The 17628-nt window shown below is 63.8% G+C and carries 21 protein-coding genes; 11 read left to right on the top strand and 10 right to left on the bottom strand.

All coding sequences use genetic code 11. The features are described from left to right. Positions 1-118 precede the first annotated feature (118 nt). The 3 genes from NGM29_RS10375 to nirK all read left to right on the top strand — a co-directional run bounded on the left by NGM29_RS10375 (position 119) and on the right by nirK (position 2125). Entirely contained in the window at positions 119-352 is a 234-nt protein-coding gene (locus tag NGM29_RS10375) for a DUF2249 domain-containing protein (RefSeq protein WP_253434883.1), read from the top strand. 195 nt (positions 353-547) lie between these two features. Continuing rightward, positions 548-823 carry a DUF2249 domain-containing protein gene (locus NGM29_RS10370; RefSeq protein WP_254156027.1) on the top strand — a complete coding sequence of 92 codons (276 nt, stop codon included), beginning with the start codon at positions 548-550 and terminating at the stop codon, positions 821-823. A 198-nt stretch (positions 824-1021) separates the two neighbouring features. Then, entirely contained in the window at positions 1022-2125 is a 1104-nt protein-coding gene (nirK, locus tag NGM29_RS10365; RefSeq protein ID WP_254156026.1) for a copper-containing nitrite reductase, read from the top strand. A 307-nt stretch (positions 2126-2432) separates the two neighbouring features. On the opposite strand, the gene NGM29_RS10360 is transcribed toward nirK, so the two are convergent. Next, entirely contained in the window at positions 2433-3233 is an 801-nt protein-coding gene (locus NGM29_RS10360) for an ABC transporter permease (RefSeq protein WP_425499259.1), read from the bottom strand. Between the two features lie 168 nt (positions 3234-3401). Here NGM29_RS10360 and NGM29_RS10355 point away from each other — a divergent pair, with 168 nt between their 5' ends. Next, on the top strand, positions 3402-4562 hold the full coding sequence (locus tag NGM29_RS10355; protein ID WP_254156024.1) for a COG1361 S-layer family protein: 1161 nt from the start codon (positions 3402-3404) through the stop codon (positions 4560-4562). A gap of 43 nt (positions 4563-4605) precedes the next feature. Here NGM29_RS10355 and NGM29_RS10350 read toward each other — a convergent pair whose 3' ends face one another. Then, the gene (locus NGM29_RS10350) at positions 4606-5517 is read right to left on the bottom strand and encodes an ABC transporter ATP-binding protein (protein ID WP_254156022.1); all 912 of its coding nucleotides are present in this window, start codon (positions 5515-5517) and stop codon (positions 4606-4608) included. A gap of 76 nt (positions 5518-5593) precedes the next feature. Here NGM29_RS10350 and NGM29_RS10345 point away from each other — a divergent pair, with 76 nt between their 5' ends. The 3 genes from NGM29_RS10345 (at position 5594) to NGM29_RS10335 (ending at position 7805) form a co-directional block, all read left to right on the top strand. Further along, complete coding sequence (locus tag NGM29_RS10345; protein WP_254156020.1) at positions 5594-7144, top strand: heme o synthase; 1551 nt, start codon at positions 5594-5596, stop codon at positions 7142-7144. After that, complete coding sequence (locus NGM29_RS10340; protein ID WP_254156018.1) at positions 7141-7590, top strand: DUF3054 domain-containing protein; 450 nt, start codon at positions 7141-7143, stop codon at positions 7588-7590. Before NGM29_RS10345 ends, NGM29_RS10340 begins: the two co-directional genes overlap by 4 nt. A gap of 77 nt (positions 7591-7667) precedes the next feature. Then, the gene (locus NGM29_RS10335; RefSeq protein WP_254156016.1) at positions 7668-7805 is read left to right on the top strand and encodes a DUF7560 family zinc ribbon protein; all 138 of its coding nucleotides are present in this window, start codon (positions 7668-7670) and stop codon (positions 7803-7805) included. Between the two features lie 120 nt (positions 7806-7925). On the opposite strand, the gene NGM29_RS10330 is transcribed toward NGM29_RS10335, so the two are convergent. Then, a complete protein-coding gene (locus NGM29_RS10330; RefSeq protein WP_254156015.1) occupies positions 7926-8387 on the bottom strand; it encodes a pyridoxamine 5'-phosphate oxidase family protein in 462 nt (153 codons plus the stop codon). Between the two features lie 62 nt (positions 8388-8449). After that, positions 8450-9106 (bottom strand): helix-turn-helix domain-containing protein, encoded by a 657-nt coding sequence (locus NGM29_RS10325; protein ID WP_254156014.1) that lies wholly within the window; start codon positions 9104-9106, stop codon positions 8450-8452. A 309-nt stretch (positions 9107-9415) separates the two neighbouring features. On the opposite strand from NGM29_RS10325, the gene NGM29_RS10320 reads away from it, so the two are divergent. Then, positions 9416-11479 (top strand): ATP-binding protein, encoded by a 2064-nt coding sequence (locus NGM29_RS10320; RefSeq protein WP_311136821.1) that lies wholly within the window; start codon positions 9416-9418, stop codon positions 11477-11479. Positions 11480-11566: 87 nt separating this feature from the next. Here the strand turns inward: NGM29_RS10320 and NGM29_RS10315 are convergent, their stop codons facing one another. Next, the gene (locus NGM29_RS10315; RefSeq protein ID WP_254156013.1) at positions 11567-12430 is read right to left on the bottom strand and encodes a hypothetical protein; all 864 of its coding nucleotides are present in this window, start codon (positions 12428-12430) and stop codon (positions 11567-11569) included. A gap of 217 nt (positions 12431-12647) precedes the next feature. Between NGM29_RS10315 and NGM29_RS10310 the strand changes: the two genes are divergently transcribed. Both NGM29_RS10310 and NGM29_RS10305 read left to right on the top strand, forming a co-directional pair. Next, positions 12648-12809, top strand: a complete 162-nt coding sequence (locus NGM29_RS10310; RefSeq protein WP_254156012.1) for a DUF7560 family zinc ribbon protein — start codon at positions 12648-12650, stop codon at positions 12807-12809. Positions 12810-13142: 333 nt separating this feature from the next. Further along, positions 13143-13523, top strand: a complete 381-nt coding sequence (locus tag NGM29_RS10305) for a winged helix-turn-helix domain-containing protein (protein WP_254156011.1) — start codon at positions 13143-13145, stop codon at positions 13521-13523. A 32-nt stretch (positions 13524-13555) separates the two neighbouring features. On the opposite strand, the gene NGM29_RS10300 is transcribed toward NGM29_RS10305, so the two are convergent. From NGM29_RS10300 to NGM29_RS10280, 5 genes are all read right to left on the bottom strand, one after another. Further along, entirely contained in the window at positions 13556-14668 is a 1113-nt protein-coding gene (locus NGM29_RS10300; RefSeq protein ID WP_254156010.1) for an aminotransferase class V-fold PLP-dependent enzyme, read from the bottom strand. A gap of 30 nt (positions 14669-14698) precedes the next feature. Continuing rightward, complete coding sequence (locus tag NGM29_RS10295; protein WP_254156009.1) at positions 14699-15730, bottom strand: NAD(P)/FAD-dependent oxidoreductase; 1032 nt, start codon at positions 15728-15730, stop codon at positions 14699-14701. Beyond that, positions 15727-16086 carry a thioredoxin gene (gene trxA, locus NGM29_RS10290; protein ID WP_253434835.1) on the bottom strand — a complete coding sequence of 120 codons (360 nt, stop codon included), beginning with the start codon at positions 16084-16086 and terminating at the stop codon, positions 15727-15729. Before trxA ends, NGM29_RS10295 begins: the two co-directional genes overlap by 4 nt. Positions 16087-16301: 215 nt before the next feature. Continuing rightward, complete coding sequence (locus tag NGM29_RS10285) at positions 16302-16832, bottom strand: DUF2243 domain-containing protein (protein WP_254156008.1); 531 nt, start codon at positions 16830-16832, stop codon at positions 16302-16304. A 1-nt stretch (position 16833) separates the two neighbouring features. Next, entirely contained in the window at positions 16834-17175 is a 342-nt protein-coding gene (locus NGM29_RS10280) for a four-helix bundle copper-binding protein (RefSeq protein ID WP_254156007.1), read from the bottom strand. Positions 17176-17314: 139 nt separating this feature from the next. Between NGM29_RS10280 and NGM29_RS10275 the strand changes: the two genes are divergently transcribed. Further along, on the top strand, positions 17315-17602 hold the full coding sequence (locus tag NGM29_RS10275; RefSeq protein WP_254156006.1) for a DUF7967 family protein: 288 nt from the start codon (positions 17315-17317) through the stop codon (positions 17600-17602). Positions 17603-17628 lie beyond the last annotated feature (26 nt).

Genomic DNA, 17628 nt, shown 5'->3' with positions numbered 1-17628 from the left:
ATGGTGTGATACGCACGTGAGCACGAGAGCTGGTGAGGAGAGACGACCGCCTGCCCGAAACTATCCCGAACGTATTCGGAGGAACGCCGATACCGGTGGAACCACTACCGACGACTGCATGACGACACTCGACGTCAGATCGATTCCGCCGGTCGACCGCCACCCGACGATTCACGACGCCTTCGACGAACTCGAGGCGGGCGAAACGCTGACGATTATCAACGATCACGAACCGAAGCCGCTGTTCTACGAGTTCCAGGCGGAAGTCGACGAGTTCGACGTCGACGGGTACGCCGTCGAGCAGGCTGAGGCGGGGAAATTCGTCGCGGAGTTCCCCAAACGAGCCGAGTAACGCACCGTTCGAAACTGGTACCCTCACTCTCGTTCATCTCCACCGTTCGCGTCTTCGCGCGAACGTTTTCGTCTGTCGCACTCAGTTGTCGCCCTGAGTTGTCATCCTCTCTTGTCACCCTCGATCATCAGCCTCGCTCGTCACCCGAACGCATTCGCGAACAAGTAGACGAGCCTCGAGCCCGTTTGTAGACGTATGTCTACTCCCGACCAGGGCCACGAGTCAGTCGTCGAACGGACGGCAGCGCCCCAGGACCGACCGCGAACCGTGCTCGACGTCCGATCGCTGGGACCGCCTGCTCCACTCGTGAACACGCTCGAGCGACTGGCGGAACTGCCCGATGACACGGTACTGATTCAGCGAAACGACCGCGCCCCGCAGTTTCTGTATCTGAAACTCGAGGACCGAGGCTATACGTACGAGACGCTCGAGACTGACGACGAAGTCGTGACCATTATCTGGCGAGAGTGACCGGAACACCGGGATGTCGTCTCCGCTTTCACCGGATTCGAACCCCGTCTGGACGAAATGCTTGAAGTTGACACCCTCATAACGGGGGGTCTTTTAAATATTTAAACTCCTATCCGAACACCTCCGTGTGTATTTCCATTGTCCGGGAATCATATTCATACTTGAACATACGTCAAGCCATACACCCAGGTGAGGACAATGACCCAACTGAATTCGAAACGACGGCGGTTCTTACAGGGGCTCGGTGTTGCTGGTGCAGTAGCGGTCGCTGGCTGTGTCGGGAACGCTGACGAGGGGAACGGAAACGGTAACGGAAATGGCAATGACGAGGAGCCGGCAGGCGACACGGAAGAGTCGCTCCCGGGTGCGAAGTCGGTCGACGTAGATCGCGTCGCGGCCGATCCGACGGACATTCCGGGGCCGGTCGACTGGAACGAGCCGCGTCACCACGAAATCTCGATGACGACGACAGAGGTCACCGCGGAGATCGAACCTGGCGTCACCTTCGACTACATGACGTTCGACGACCAGATCCCGGGACCGATGATTCGCGTGCGCCGGGGCGACACGATCCACCTTACGCTCACGAACAGCGAGGAGAACTCGATGCCCCACAACATCGACCTGCACGCGGTCTACGGCCCGGGTGGAGGCGCCGAGGACACGACGATCAACCCGGGCGAGAGCGCGGAGTTCGAGTTCAAGGCGATGTACCCTGGCGTGCACGTCTACCACTGTGCAGTCCCGAACATGGACTACCACATCAGTGCCGGGATGTACGGCGCGATCCTTGTCGAGCCCGAGGGTGGGCTCCCGGCGGTCGATCGCGAACTGTACTTCGGGCAGAACGAACTGTACACGAAGGGAACCCCCGGCGAAGAGGGCCATCACGCGTTCAGCTTCGATAAGATGAAAGCCGAGGACCCGACCTACGTCACCCTCAACGGCGAGGCCTACGCGTTCACCGGGAACGGCTACGGCCCCGTGACCGTCCAGAAGGGCGAACGGGTTCGCGTGTTCTTCGCCAACGGCGGTCCGAACCTGACGAGTGCCCTCCACCCCATCGGGAACGTCTTCGATGCGTACTACCGCGAAGGCGACCTACTCTCCGAGCCGGGCCGGTTCATCGAAACCGCGCCGGTCGTCCCCGGTTCCGTCGCGGCTGGCGAGATGGAGACCCCGGTTCCCGGTCCGATCAAGCTCGTCGACCACGCGCTCACTCGAGCCGCCCGGCGGGGGATGCTGGGCGTCATCGAGGTCGAGGGCGAACCGGAACCCGACATCTACAATCCGAACCCGTAGGCTCGCTGTGTGTGGAGCCCACTCTTCCACGATTTCTCTCCGATCTGCCTCGATTCTCACCCACGATCGCGACAGATGATACGCTGACTCGAAGCGAGTACGTCATTTGCTATACTTACCAGGCAGTTCGAGAGCCTCGATTCGGTACGGCTACAGACTGAATGGCCGATACGCACTGTCCTGTCCGAACGCAACCAGGGTACGGATTCGAACTCGAGGGAAAAACCGCGACCGTTTCGATGCCTGGCGGCGAAATCGACGGGCTACAGATCTGAACGATATACGTGAATGCGGAACTGCCACTGATCTAGCTCGAGACGTCTCGCTGCTCGAAGTATTCGCTAGCGACGACCAGGAGGACGACGACGGCAACACAGAGGACGGAGAAATCGGTCCACGAGATCTCGCCCTCGGCGAGAATTGCCCCTGGGTCGAAATACCGCGAGAACGCCACGTCGCCGAGCCATTCAGCGTCAGTGCCGAAGGTGAACGTGTCGAGCAGGAATAGCCCAAACACCGCGCCGACGCCGACGGTCTGGGCTCGGCGAACGGAATCGAAGACGACCGATGCAAGCAGGCCAACCCCGGCACAGGCGAGCAGGTACGCGATCGAGTACGCGTGGACGGCGAATAGATAGACGACGTCGATCGATTCGTCCACGAAGATTACACCCAGATAGATCGCGAGGAACGTGATCGCGTTGACCAGGACGAGTCCAGGGACGAGGGACAGAAATTTCCCGACGACGAACCGAGTGCGCGACACCGGCAGCGTGAGCGTCATCTCCACCGTTCCACGCTCGAGTTCGCCGGCGACCGTCGACGCCGCGGCGTACGCGTAGTAGATCGCGAGCAAGATTACCCAGCCGAACTGGTAGAATTGCGAGACGAGGTAGCCCTCGATCGTCGTTAGCGTGGTTACACTTCCGACGAAAGCGCGCGTCGCCTCGGGCGGGAGCGACTCGAGGTAGGCGTCAAGGTCGGGCCCCGTCGCCTGTATCGACGGAAAGAGCGCGATCGTGAGCGCGATCAGGGCGACCAGCGCACTGGATAACAGTAGCGATCCGCGCAATCGCCGGCCGGCCTCGAAGGACGTGAGTTCGAACATTCGGATCAGGGAATCCGCCGCCACCTGACGACGAATGTTGACTTATAGGTTTCCGAGGGCTCGACGATCACAACGATCCATTGACTCGACGGTGGGGCGGAAACGGAAGGGTTCGCCCGCGGAACAGGCCTGACGATTTATTCGTCGGTCGGCCGTCCTGGGATGGAAATGACGGGCCAGCAGGATGCCTCGAGCCGACAGAATCGTCGACTCGTCGTGCTCGGGCACGTCGTTCTCATCGTCGGATTCCTGGTCGGAGCGCTCAGCGGGGCGGCGGTACTCCAGGCCGACACTGCTGCGGCAAACGTACAAGACGACAGCGCCGGGAACGAGACGGGAACCGATCCCGACTCGGCGGGCGCGAACGCCACGGACGACGGTCGCGACGACGGGAACGAGTCCGGACAGTTCCCGCCCATCGACGGCGAGGTCGGTCTGCCACACGAGGGTTCCGCTACCGCAGGTCCAGCGATCGTCCAGGCACCCGCCGACGACATCGAGGTCGCCGTCGCGGAGGGGCAGTCAGTGCGAGCGGGTGGCGCGACGACTGTGACGCTCGAGGTGACCAACGACGGCGACGACGATGCAATGGACGTCGTCGTGACGCTCCAGGCACCGGACGGAACGCTGTCGCTCGGGGCACCGAACGCGCCCCAGGCCGAGCAATCGGTCTCCCTCGGAGACCTCGAGGAGGATGAAACCGAGACCGTCGATGTCCGGGTCGCGGCGGCCGCGGTCGAACCAGGAACGTATCCGGTGTTCGCGACCGTTCAGTACCTGGTCGAGGACGGTGACGAGGGAGACGACGGTGGGAACGGTGACGATAACGGCGACAACGGCGACGACGAAGCCGTCGTAATCGGCGGGCCGTCGGTGCTCGCCATCGACCTCGAGGAGCGCCCGAGACTTGGTGTAACGCCCGTCGACGGAACCGTCCCCGTCGACGGCGACGGCGTCTACGAGGTCCGGATTTCGAACGACGGCACCGAACCCGTTTCCGGCGTCGTCGCCACCCTCGAAGCCGGGCCACCGCTCTCGAGCGAGTCACCGACAGCGTACGTCGGGACCCTCCACCCCGGCGAATCGGAAACAGTACGCTTCGCCCTCGAGTCGTCCTCGGACGCCATCGAGACGACCACCAGCGCGACGATCACGCTGACCTACGAGACGGGGCACGATGGCGACGGCCAGACGGCGACGAATCCGATCTCGGTCCCCGTTTCGCTCGTCGAATCCGATGGCGAGGCCGATGTCGAGTCGATCGCCCCGTTCGTCGTCGTCGCGTTCGTGTTCGCGCTCGCCCTGCTCTGGTGGTATCGGCGCCGGTGATTCGAGTCGACCGTGGCTCGAATCTCGAAATTCGAACCACCGATCACGAGGGGCCGTCCTCCCCGTCGCCATAAAAGTGCAGAAACACGTCGTCGATAGATGCTTCACGCACCTCCAGGTCCAGCACCGTATACTCGTGTAATCGATCAATCAGTGCATCGAACTCCCGCGAGAGGGCGAGCCGATACGTGCCGGACTCGAGTCGATCGACCCGCGCGATTCCCCGGAACTCGAGCGCCTCGACGGGTGGCTCCTCGGCCAGTCGGACGGTGGCAACCGTACCCCTCTCCGCGAGGATGTTGCTGACGGTGTCGAGTTCGATCAATCGGCCGTTCCTGATGATACCGACCCGGTCGCAGACGCGACGGACCTCGCTCAGCACGTGCGAAGAGAAGAAACTCGCCAGCCCGCGGCGCTTTCGTTCCTCGAGCAGATCGTAGAACTCGTTCTGAACGAGCGGATCCAGTCCCGACGTGGGTTCGTCCATGATCGCTAGCTCCGGATCGTGCATGAACGCGGCCACGATGGCGAGTTTCTGTCGGTTGCCACTCGAGTAGGCCTTCACGTGTCGCTCGAGCGGCACGGGAAAGCGTTCCAGCAATTCCTCGCGCCGTGTCTCACCGCGAAGGCGACCGAAGTAATCGAGGATCGCCTCTCCCGTGACCCGGTCGTAGAAGGTAACGTCGCTCGGCAGGTAGCCCAGGTCTCGTTTCACGGCGCGAAGCGCGTTCCGGTCGGTGACGTTGCGGCCCAGTACCCGCGCTTCGCCGTCGGTCGGCCCCAACAGCCCGAGCAGGACCCGAATCGCCGTCGACTTGCCTGCGCCGTTAGGACCGAGAAACCCGAATATTTCGCCGTTCTCGACGGAAAACGTGAGGTCTTCGACGCCGCGAACGTCCCCGTAGTACTTGGTGAGTCCCTCGACCGCTATCGGGTGTGTATCTCCGCCCGTCACACCGAGCGTACGCCGCCCCGGGCCATAATACGTACGCGGCCTCGTGGCGGTGCCGGCCGCTCGAACCCGCCGAAACATGTTCGGGGGAATTGTCGGGTACGACCATTTCGAACGCTTTCCTGTGAACGGGACCGAAACCGCCCGTTCGAACACGCTCTACCCACTCATGACGACCCTGTTTACGACACGTCGATTCGTCCTCCTCCTCGCGACAACGACGCTCGCAACCTACGCACTGCTCGCGACGGGGGCGGCGCTCGCGACGACCGACGCCGGAAGCGTCTGCGGGACGTGGCCGCTCTGTACCGACGGATTCGCGTCACCGATCGATCCGGCGCTGATCGCCGTTCTCGGTCATCGACTGCTCGCCGGGGTCGTCGGCCTGTTACTCGCCCTGACGACGCTCGGCGCCTGGAAGACGGAGGCCAATCGACGGACGCGCATCGCCATCAGCGGCGGCGTGGTCCTGTTCGTGATTCAGGTCGGTGTCGGTGGACTCGTCGTCGTTACCGGGGAGCCCGTCGCGGGACGAGCCCACCTCGCGATCGCTGCCGTGCTCTTCACTGCGCTGCTCGCTGCCCTCGGCTGGACGCTCGAGGGCGAGTCGACCATTGAACGGAGCACGCTCGACGCCGCCGATCCGGCCCCGTCGTCCGCAACCACAAGCGAACCGCCGTCCGCACCCCCGAGTGAGCCGCCGTCGAACCCGACTCAGGCCAACGCGGAACGGTCGACGCGCGCCCGACTCCGTTCGAGGGGACGATCCTACCTCGAGTTGACGAAACCACGGCTGATGTGGCTACTGTGTCTGCTCGCACTCGCGGGGATGGCGCTCGCGACGACGACCGGTCAGTGGCCCGACGGCGTGACCGTCGTGGCGACGCTCGCCGGCGGGGTGCTGGCCACGGGAGCGAGCGGGGCGTTCAACCACGCCTACGAGCGCGACCGCGATCAACAGATGTCGCGAACGGCGAACCGTCCCGTGGCGACCGATCAGGTGTCGGCCGCCCGCGCGACCCTCTTTGCGTTCTCGCTGGCCGTCCTTTCGATGGTCGTGCTCGTGACGCTAGTCAGCCTCCTCGTCGCGGCGCTGACGTTAGTGGCCATCATCTACTACAGCGTGCTCTACACCGTCGTCCTCAAACCGAATACGACCTGGAACATCGCGATTGGCGGCGGGTCGGGCGCGCTTCCGGCCGTCATCGGCTGGGCCGCCGTCACGGGATCGATCGGACTGCCGGCGATCATACTCGCGCTAATCGTCGTCGTCTGGACGCCGGCTCACTTCTACAACCTCGCAATCGTCTACCGCGACGACTACGCGCGGGCCGGCTATCCGATGTTTCCGGTCGTCTCGGGCGTCTCGGCCGCCCGTCGCCGGGTCCTCCTGACCCTCGGCGGAACGCTGGTGATGACGACCGTGCTCGGTCTCGTGACCCCACTCGGCTGGCTCTTCACCCTCTCAACGATCATCGTGGGTGGGCTGTTTCTCGGGACGGCGGTCGTGCAGTGTCGCCGCAGAACTGACCGTGCGACGCTCCGAACCTTCCACGCCTCGAACGCCTACCTCGGCGTCGTCCTGCTCGCCATCGTCGCCGAAGCGCTCGTCGTCGGTCTTCGACCATGAACGTGCTAACCCTACGCATCCGACTCGCCGCCCTCGACTCGCGCACCGCCGTCGTCGCCAGCGTCGTCGCTCTCGGCGACGGTATCGCCATTCTCGCCTTCTTCACCGTCGGTTTGCTCTCGCACGCGGTCGAACCGTGGACGTATTCGATCCACACCCTCCGAACCACCGTGCCGTTTCTGGCCGGCTGGCTGTTCGTGACTCCGCTCGTCGGAACGCTCCGGCTCGACACGCTTTCCAGCCCCTCCAAGACCCTTCGGTACGTCACGCTCGGCTGGATCGGAGCCTCGATCATCGGCGCCGCGATTCGGGCGACGGCGTACTTCCCTGGGGGCGCCCCGCTCGAGTTCGTCCTCGTCAACGTCGTCTTTGGACTCGCCTTCGTCCTGCCGTGGCGACTCTGCGTTTCGCTGGTCGGTCGTCGGGCACGTCGACACCCCGTTTAAACACCCCCACATAGTGTGGCTAGACCCCTATCGAGACCCGGCGTGTTCGTCTAGATAGAGGTGCCCAACCGACTGCAATGACAACTTACGAATTTACCTGTCCAGGCTGCGGCCAGCGAGGACCCGTGGATGGCGACGTACGCAACGCGACGGTCGAATACGGGTGTCCAGTCTGCGGAACGGAGGTTTCCCGCGAACACTTTCTCGTCCACTGATGGCGTTTTAGCGCGTTTCGACGCGTTTCGACGTATTCGGCACGTTTTAGCGCGTTCGTCGCCTTCAGCTCATATTGCCACCGCTCGAGAGCCTGGTCCACGCCGAAAAATCGACGAGAGCTACGCGTCTCCGCGATCTATTTCGGTACGGCGCCCGCTCAGCTCGTCGGGTTCGAACCGGTAGAGTTGAATGTCGAGATTCGCCTTCGACTCGCCCCAGATTTCGAACAGCGGCCGCTTCGTCGTCCCGTATTGCTCGACGTCCTCGACGGTGAGGTCGGTCGGGTCGATCGTCTCGATTGTGCCGACGGCGACGGCGCTGTGGTAGGTCTCACCACCATCTCGTTCGTCGTAGACGACGAGACGAACCTGGGGCGAGGAGTCGAGGAACTTCCGTTTCTCGCTCTCGGGCGTCGAAACCAGTCGCATGTAGAACGATCGGCTGTCGGTGTCGTATCCGTAGGAGATCGGGATCGCATACGGCGTGTTATCGCTGGCGAGTGCCAGGACGCCAGTCTCGTGGCGACTCAGGAAGGCGTCGATCTCTGTCGCCGTCATCTCGGTTTCCTCGGCTAGTGACATCGTCGTATGCAGAGTCAAAGCCTATGCGGCATTAAACTATTTCCGTTGTCGCTCGCTGAAGATCACGCGTCGGTCTCGAGGATGTCCTCGAAGAGCTTTCGCTGAGCAGCGACGAGGTGTTCGGTGAACGTCGACTGGCTAATGTCGAGTTCGGCGGCGATTTCGGTCGCGTTAGCTCCTTTCGGGCGCTCGAAGTAACCGGCATCGTAGGCGGCCTGCAGGACCTCGTGCTGGCGGTCGGTGAGTTTCCCCCGGTTGACGAACACCTGCTCTTCGGTCGATCCCTGCAACGGTGGCTGGAGGAGTCGCTGGACGTCGATATCGGGGTACCGTTCGCGGAACTCGGCCATAATCGCCTGGAGCTGGTCGAAGTCCTCGGCGTGAAAGACCAGCGTGAGGTCCCCGTCCTCGGCGACGTAGCGGTGGACCGGACAGCCGAACGAGCCGAGGCAGGCGCAGGGACAACTCGAGTCGTCGTGCGCGTGGCGATAGAGGTTGGTCGACCCGTAGGAGAAGATCGGGCCGGAGACGTCGTCGATCTCCTCGTCGGTGGCAGCCAGGAACTCCGTGGTGCTTCCCCCACTGTCACTCGAGCCGTCCTCGCTGGCGGCACTCGTCGAGACTCGATCGACCGTCGTCCCCGTCCGCTGTGAAAAGGCCGCGATTGGACAGCCCTCGGGTGACCCGACTTTCACCGTCGCGCGAATTCCCGGCGACATCGTCTAGGGCCGTGTTCGAAGTCCGGCCTAATGAAGATAGGGTTCCGCGAACTCCGGGTCGGCGTGTCGGTGTACGGCCATTTCATCTCGCGTGATACCTAGTGGTTGCACAGGGCCTTCCGGCGGGGTAGGGCCACCCTCGCGCATGATATGTACGATCGGGTAGAGATGACAATTCGTCATCCCACCCCCAAAAGGCGCTCCGGCAGCCACGGGGCGAGCGACGACCGACACCGGGTGACGATACGTCCGTCTGAGTGACGGTCGGATCCAGAAGTACTATTTATTTGGCTCTACGTCTGGAATGGTATGAACCCCCTGGCCCGAATCCACTCGGTGTTCGGTGGGCGTCGTGCGATCCTCACACTCGGGGGTCTGTACGCCGCTATCGGTGTGATCTGGCCACTCAGGCAAGCCGGCGAAGTACTGCCGAGTTCGGCGGTACTGATCGTCGTCGTCCTGGTCAGCGGGTCCGGCCTCGTTCTCCTCTACGGGGGATACGGGCTGCCCCGGACCGACATTCAGCCGAGGTTCTTCGCGACCATCGCTAGCTGGTGTCTCCGCGCGATTGGCGTGGTCGCCAGTATTCTCCTCTTCATCTATCTCGCGGGCCAGTTGTCGAATCCAGTGAACAACTTCCTCATCCTCTCTGCGCTCGCTGGCGTCGCCGGATTCGGCGCGGGGGCCTACGACGCGCGTGCGAAGTCGCGAGCCTACGTTCTCGAGCAGCGCAACCAGGAACTCCAGGACACGCAGGCGGAGCTCGAAGAGACGCTCGATCGCCTCACGGCATCCGAACAGCGCTACCGAACGTTGACGGAGAACTTTCCGAACGGAGCCGTCGCGCTGCTGGACACCGAGTTACGACACACGCTCGTCGCCGGGAACGCCCTCGAGGAAACCGGGTACGATCCGAGCGAACTACGGGGAAAACGCATCCAGGACGCCTTCCCGCCGGAGGTCGTGGACGTCGTCGAACCGCACTACCGCGCGACACTCGAGGGCGAATCGACCGTCTTCGAGCTGGAGACGCCGGAACAGGTGTTCGAGTTCCGCACCCATCCGTTGACCGACGAGGGCGGACGCGTGTACGCCGTGCTGGTCATGTCCCAGGACATCACCGGGCGGAAAGACCGCGAACGGGAACTCACGGATCGGATTCGCCAGCAACAGGTCGTCGCCGACCTCGGCCAGCTCGCACTCGAAACGGACGATCTGGACGAACTCATGCACGAAGCGACCCAGCGGGTGACGGCCGCGCTCGACATCGAATACTGCAAAGTGCTCGATCTCGATGCCCGGACCGACGAACTGCTCCTTCGCCAGGGGGTCGGCTGGAAACCCGGGCTCGTCGGAGCAGCGACGGTTTCCGCCGTCGAAGCCGACTCGCAGGCGGCGTACACGCTGGCGAACGATCGCCCCATCATCGTCGAAGACCTGGAGGCGGAAACGCGATTTACCGGTCCGGATTTGCTCCGAAACCACGACGTTCGCAGCGGAATTAGCACCATCATCGGCCCGAATGACAATCCGTGGGGGATCCTAGGGGCTCACGACACCGATCCACAGGTCTTCAGCGACGAGGACGTCACGTTCGTCCAGAGCGTCGCCAACGTCATCGCGGAGGCCATCGAACGCCACCAGTACCAGCACGAACTCGAGCAGTCCGTCGCCAGCCTGCGAGAATCCAACAAGCGCCTCGAGCAGTTCGCCTACGCCGCCTCCCACGACCTCCAGGAACCGCTCCGGATGGTCTCGAGTTACCTCCAGCTCATCGAGCGCCGATACGGCGACGCCTTCGACGAAGACGGGGAAGAGTACCTCGAATTTGCGATCGGCGGGGCCGAGCGGATGCGGGGGATGATCGAAGGATTGCTCGCCTACTCGCGGGTGGAAACGAGCGGCGAACCGCTCGAGCCGATCGACCTCGAGGCCGTACTCGAGAACGCTCGCGAGGACCACCAGGTACAGATTTCCCGGAGCGACGCGACGATCACGGCCGAATCGCTCCCGACCGTTGAGGGAGACCACGATCAGTTGCGGCAGGTCTTCCAGAACCTGGTGAGCAACGCGATTCAGTACAGCGGCGACGAGCCGCCGTCGATCCACGTCTCGGCGGAACGAAACGGCTCCCGATGGGTCGTTTCGGTTCAGGACGACGGGATCGGCATCGATCCCGACGAGACGGAGCACATCTTCGAGGTCTTCACCCGACTGCACAGTCGAACGGAGTACGAAGGGAGCGGGATCGGACTCGCCGTCTGCGAGCGGATCGTCGAACGCCACGGCGGCGAGATCTGGGCGGAATCCGAACCCGGTGACGGAACCACAGTCTCGTTTACCCTCCCTTCGGTCGGTGTGCGCACCGAGTGAGGGCTGCAGCGGTCAGATGCGGACGCGCGGACGCGTCCAGTCCAATCGGACACTCGAGCGTGATTCGCCTACTCGCGCTCGATCCATCTACGGCGATTCTCGAGCCTCGAGCGATGTCCTCGACCCCGTCGACTCGTCGTTCGGTCCCATCGAAGCGAGGAATCGCCCCAGGAGGACGAGACTCGAGAGGGACAGGAACCCAAAGACGACGAGGACGGGCACCGGAACGACCTGCCCGTCACGGAGCATGAACGCGGCCATGGTCAGCACGGCCAGGCCGAGGGTCGCGGCTTTCACGAGGAGCACGGCCGTGAACGCGTAGCCCCACGCCCGTCGCCCGTGGAGCCAGTAGGCCGACAGGACGAACGCCGGCAGGACGATTCCCAGGTCGAGAGAGTGAATCACGGACGTCGGGAGCGACGCGTCGGCCACGCTCGCGGGGGTCGTCCCGGCCCCGATCGCAGGCAGCACCTCCGCCAGCCACAGGAACGCGACCAGAACCGCCAGAAGCACCTGGAACGCGACGTATGGCCGGACGGACAACTCTTCGACGGATCGTTTTACGCTGGTCGCGTCGAGTCGGGCCATCCCGCCGACGAAGGTGACCATCGTGAGCCAGAGGAGCGTCGTGTACACGAGATACAGTTCGTTGAACGCCGTCATGAACGCGTACGTCGCGTAGGTATACAGCAGGTAACCGTCCACACCGAGCCAGACGACGTACCCCCGAAGCGACCCGTGGTGGGCCGCGTATAGCGCGACCGCGAAGACCGGCAGCGCCACGACGAGGGTCAACAGGTCCTGCCCGTACAGTTGGGGCAGGAGGACCGGCGCGTCGCGGTAGAATCCCGGGAGGAATAACCCGACGGCCGTCGCGACGCCAGCGAGCACGAGTATCGCGAGGGACGCGAGGACGTACGGTCTCGGTATCGAGACATCGGAAGCGCTCACGATTCGCTCCCCGCGTCGTTGCACTCACTCGTCGTCGCCGGTCGCTCGAGTCCACTTGATCTGTCGGACATCATCGTCGCTACCTGAAGAAAGACCGGGAACAGAATAAAGAGCGACCACCATTCCTGACCGTCGAGACTCGACGTCACGGGGTATTCTCATCACCTCAGAACGAGAGTGGACAACTTATTACTGGAGGGTGTCTCACCTAGTAGCAATGAGTGCAAGTGAGGACTATCGCTTCGTCTGTCCCGAGTGCGCCCAGACCATCACGGTCAACGCGTCGATGCGGGACGCCCTCGTCGAGAACGGCTGTGTGGTCTGTGGGAGCACCGTCTCTCGAGCGGACTTCGAAGAGATGGCCGAAAGCGACGCCTGAATAACCGCACGTCGTCGACGCATCGATCGCCCGCTATTCTCTTCTCTTTTCGCGACCGACGGATTTCTCGACGAACGTATTTTCTCGACGAACGCCCACTACGTCGCCTCCTGACGACATCGATGGAGCAGAGTCCAGGACTCGAGTTCCGCGATGGCAACGACCACCGGAAGACGACTGACGATTCGTGTGCGAGACGACCTCATTCTAACAGCCACTCGAGGCCGTGTGGTGCGTTCACAGGCTCCGAAACGCCTATTTTCGCCACCCTATATAAATGACCCACGATATCGGTGGTGTACACTCGAGGGCCATCGGTTCCTCTACAGTAGTATGAGCCAGTCACTGACCGCGACGACGAGCCCCTTCGGATACGACACCCCAAACGACGAGACGACGATCACGACCGGCGACGACGTCCAGACCATTCTCGATGCGCTCACCGACGCCGACTGCCGGACCATCCTCGAGGCCCTCAATGAGGACGCCGCGTATCTCACCGCATCCGAACTCTCCGAGCGCTGTGACGTCCCCCTCTCGACGACCTACCGTAAAATCGAGAAGCTGACCGACGCGGGGATGCTCGACGAGAAACTTCGCATCCGCCGCTCGGGCAAGCATACGAGCGAGTACGGCCACCGCGTCGACGACGTCCAGATCTCGGTCGAAGCCGACAGCGGGATCGAACTGTTGCTTTCTCACCCCAGCGCCTGATCGGCTCCGATTCTTCTCTTTCACTCCTGAAACTATCGTTTCAACGCCTCGAGCAACGCGTCCAGGTCGTCCCGCGTATTGAACGCGTGAACTGACGCTCTGATGCCATCCGGGTACGAGAGCGACCGAACGGCGACGTCCTGCTCGGCGAGGCTATCGACCGTCGCCTCCGGATCGGGCACGTCGATCGTGACGAGTCCGGACTCGAACTCGCGAGGGCTGAGCAACGCGGAGTCCGGGAGGCCGTCCTTGAGGTACCCGGTGAGGTCGGCGATACGGGACTCGACCGCGTCCGTCCCGAGTTCCTGGTGATAGTCGATCGCTGCCGCCAGGCCATCGTAGAGGGCGGGGCTGGTCGTGCCGACCTCGAACCGACCGGCGCCGGCCGCGTACTCGTAGTCGTGCGCGGCGGCGTCAGTCACGCTCCGATAGCCGATCGCACTTGGGACGCACTCGCGTTCGGCCCCCTCGCGGACGTAGAGGAAGCCGGCGCCGAAGGGGCCGAGCAGCCACTTGTGACCGGCGCCGACGACGAAATCGGCTCCCCAGTCGGTGACGTCGACAGCTGTCTGGCCAGGCGACTGCACGGCGTCGACGAGCACCCGTGCGCCGGCGTCGTGTGCCAGTTCGACGAGTTCCTCGATCGGCAGTCGCGTTCCGTGTGTCCAGGTGATTGAACTCACGACCAGGAGCGTCGCGCCCTCGAGTGCGTCCGTCGCGGCCTCGAGATCCAGTCGGCCGTCTTCAGTGTTGAGGACGCGAACCTCCGTGCCGCGCGTGCGCTCGAGCCGTCGCCACGGCAGGATACCCGCCGGGTGCTCGAGGTCGGTGCGGACGACGACGTCGCTCTCGTCCCAGTCGAACGCGCCGGCAACGCGGTTGATGCCGTCGGTCGTGCTCTGGGTGAGCGCGATTTCGGTCTCGCGAGCGCCGATCAGGTCGGCGACCGCCGCCTTCGCCCGGTCGAGGCTCGAGCCGGCGGCGGCGTACATGCCCTCGCCGGTTGGCGCATCGTACTCGTGGGACTCGAGGGACGACTCGATCGTCTCGACGACGGGCCGAGGGCTGGGCCCGCCGGCGCCGGTGTTCAGGTAGATACCGTGCTCGAGTGCCGGAATGTCCGCGCGAAGGGTCTCGTAGTCCATGAAGGTAGGTACGTCTACTCGCCGGAGGCCCTAATCGTTGGCCTCGATCGTGAGGGCTTCCGGTTCCGCTGTCAGTTCGGCGTTCGTCTCCTCGAGCCAGGCCTCGGCGTCGAGGGCGGCCATGCTTCCGGTCCCGGCTGCGGTGATCGCCTGTCGGTACTGCGGGTCCATGACGTCGCCGGCGCCGAAGACGCCGGGCACGTCGGTCTCGGTCGTCGAGCCGTGGGTCTCGAGGTAGCCCGCTGCGTCCAGCGAGACGGGCGTATCCGCGAGGAAGTCGGTGTTCGGGACGTGGCCGACGCCGTAGAAGATGCCGCCGACGTCGACGGTTTCCTCGGTGACGTCCTTGCCGGCCGCGACCTTCTCGATCGGGTGACCCTCGGGGTGGCTCACGAGCGTCGCGCCGGTGACGCCCGAGTCCCGGTCGCCGTGGATCGCGAGCAGTTCGGCGTTCCAGCGGAACGAAATCTTCTCGTGATCGCGAGCGCGTCGAGCCATGATGTCGGAGGCGCGAAGCTCGTCGCGCCGGTGGACGACCGTGACGCTCTCGGCGAACTTCGCGAGGAAGAGCGCCTCCTCCATCGCGCTGTCACCGCCCCCGACGACGAGCACGTCGTCGCCGCGGTGGAAGGCACCGTCGCAGGTCGCACATGTCGAGAGCCCGTACCCCATCAACTCGTCCTCGTTCTCGGCGCCGACCCAGCGCGCGCTCGCGCCGGTGGCGACGATCAGCGCGCGCGTCCGGATCGTCTCGCCGTTCGAGAGGTCGAGTTCGAACGGCCGGTCCTCGAGGCGGGCCGCCTCGACGGTGCCGTGGGTGAACTCGGCGCCGAATCGCTCGGCCTGTTCCTTCCCGCGCTGGATGAGTTCCATGCCGCCGACGCCCTCCGGGAAGCCGAGGAAGTTTTCGACCTCGGTCGTGAGCGTCAGCTGACCGCCGGGTTCGGGGCCCTCGAGAACGAGCGGCTCGAGGTCCGCCCGTGCGGCGTAGACGGCCGCCGAGAGGCCAGCGACGCCGGAGCCGACGACGACGATGTCGTGATCGCGTGTCGCCTCGCTCATTCGTTCGTGTATCCCTCGACCAGGCTGCGGAGTCGGTCGGCAGGCAGTGCGCCGACCTGCTGTTCGACCTGCTCGCCGTCGGCGAACACCATGATCGTCGGGACGCCGCGAACGCCGAAGCTGCCCGCGAGCGGCTGGTTATCGTCGACGTCGACCTTCGCGACAGTGGCGTCGGTCTCCGTGGCGAGTTGCTCCATCACCGGCTCGAGCATCTGGCACGGGCCACACCACGTCGCGAAGAAGTCGACGAGAACGACGTCGTTCTCGCTCACGACCTCTTCGAAGTGGGACTGGCCCTGAATATAGACTGGTTCGTCGGCGGTCTGGTCGGTTCCGCTGTATGCATCAGATGACATCACCTCATCGTATGGGTCGAGAGTGTTTAAAGGTTTTGTGTGTATTGCACAATACAGGCTCACGGGCTCGAGTAGGGGAATAGAGGTAAATGCCGATCCGCCCCTAAGTCGACGACCATTGGCGGCGTCTCGACCGAAAGGGACGAATCTCGAGTATTTTTGATTGCACACTTTCCGAAATTCTGTTCGGGGTCAAAACGGCGGTGCGTCCGCGATCAGGCGGCTTCACTTCGGGTACCGCCGGCCGCATCCGAGTGCGAGCGAGCGATACCGTACCCGAGCGCGAGCAGGAGCACGCCCAGGAGCAAGAACGCGACGTCGAAGACCAGCACGCTCGCTGGCCCGTCGGGCCACACGTGGTGGATCTGGAGGATGTGGTGATTGACGAGTCCCTCGGCCAGGTTGAAGATCCCCCAGCCCATCAGAACCGAGCCGAGTAGCGTTCGACCCGAGGGCGGGACGTACGGATGTCGCCACGCGCGGACGATCAACACGATGCCGATGATCGTGAACGCGTAGGTGGCAACGTGAAAGAGCCCGTCGGCGAGGACGTTGAGCCGCAATGCGGCGAGGTCGGTCGTGTCGGTCCGGGCCGAGAGCATGTGGTGCCACTGCAGGAGCTGGTGCAGGACGATGCCGTCGAAAAAACCGCCTAGCCCGACGCCGAGGGCGGCTCCGGCCTGGACGAGCGGTTTCGACCGTGCGGAGAGCCCGAGCCACGTCTCGGATCGCGGGGGTGTCGCCATGCTAGCTGGCCATCTCGCGACACGATTCCGCACACTTCGGAAGGACCTCCGCACAGGCCTGACAGTGGTCGTGGTCGTGCTGTTCGCACTCCTCGGCACAGGCCTCGCAAGCGTCCGCACAGATGGACGCGAGTTCGCCGTGGTAATCCGAATCGCGGGCCATGAATCGTGCGTGCAACGTTGCCAGGTCGGCGACGTCGCGGCAGAGGCGGATGCACTCGGCCATCTCCTCGCCGTGGTCGGCACACTCGTCCGCACACCACTCACAGACCTGGGCGGCCTCGAGGCAGTTGTCGATGCAGTCTTTCATCTCGTCGTCTCGCGGGAGCTGTTGTAGCGCCATCACAAGAACGAACAACACCAAACCGGATCAACGCCACACATGGTCATGCAAGCGTCGCCTGGCGCACACGGGAGTGGTCCCTTCCGAAGGGGCACGTGACTGCCAAACGGCTTTGGGAATCCGCGTCCTGGATCCAGTTATGGCGTCCGAAGTGGACCAGGAAGGCGTTCGAGTCTGGCTGGTCGAGCGAACGTACTCCGACGACGAACAGAACCTCATCATCCTCGTCTACGCGACGCCGGACGGCGAACGATACTTCCGGAAGGAACGGGCGCTCACGAGTTTCACCGACGCTCGAGAGACGACCGCCGCACTCGAGGTCGACGCCGACAACCTCGGGTCGGTCGACGACCCCGACCAGCGGGAACGCTACGCGACCGAGGCGTCCCGAATGGCCACCGAGCACGATCCCGACGATCCAATATAGTGTCCCCGCAGGCTCTAACTCGAGTC

Source organism: Natronosalvus rutilus (assembly GCF_024204665.1).
GTDB lineage: Archaea > Halobacteriota > Halobacteria > Halobacteriales > Natrialbaceae > Natronosalvus > Natronosalvus rutilus.
The sequence above is the reverse complement of the archived record's forward strand: the minus strand, read 5'-3'. Positions and strand labels throughout refer to the sequence as shown.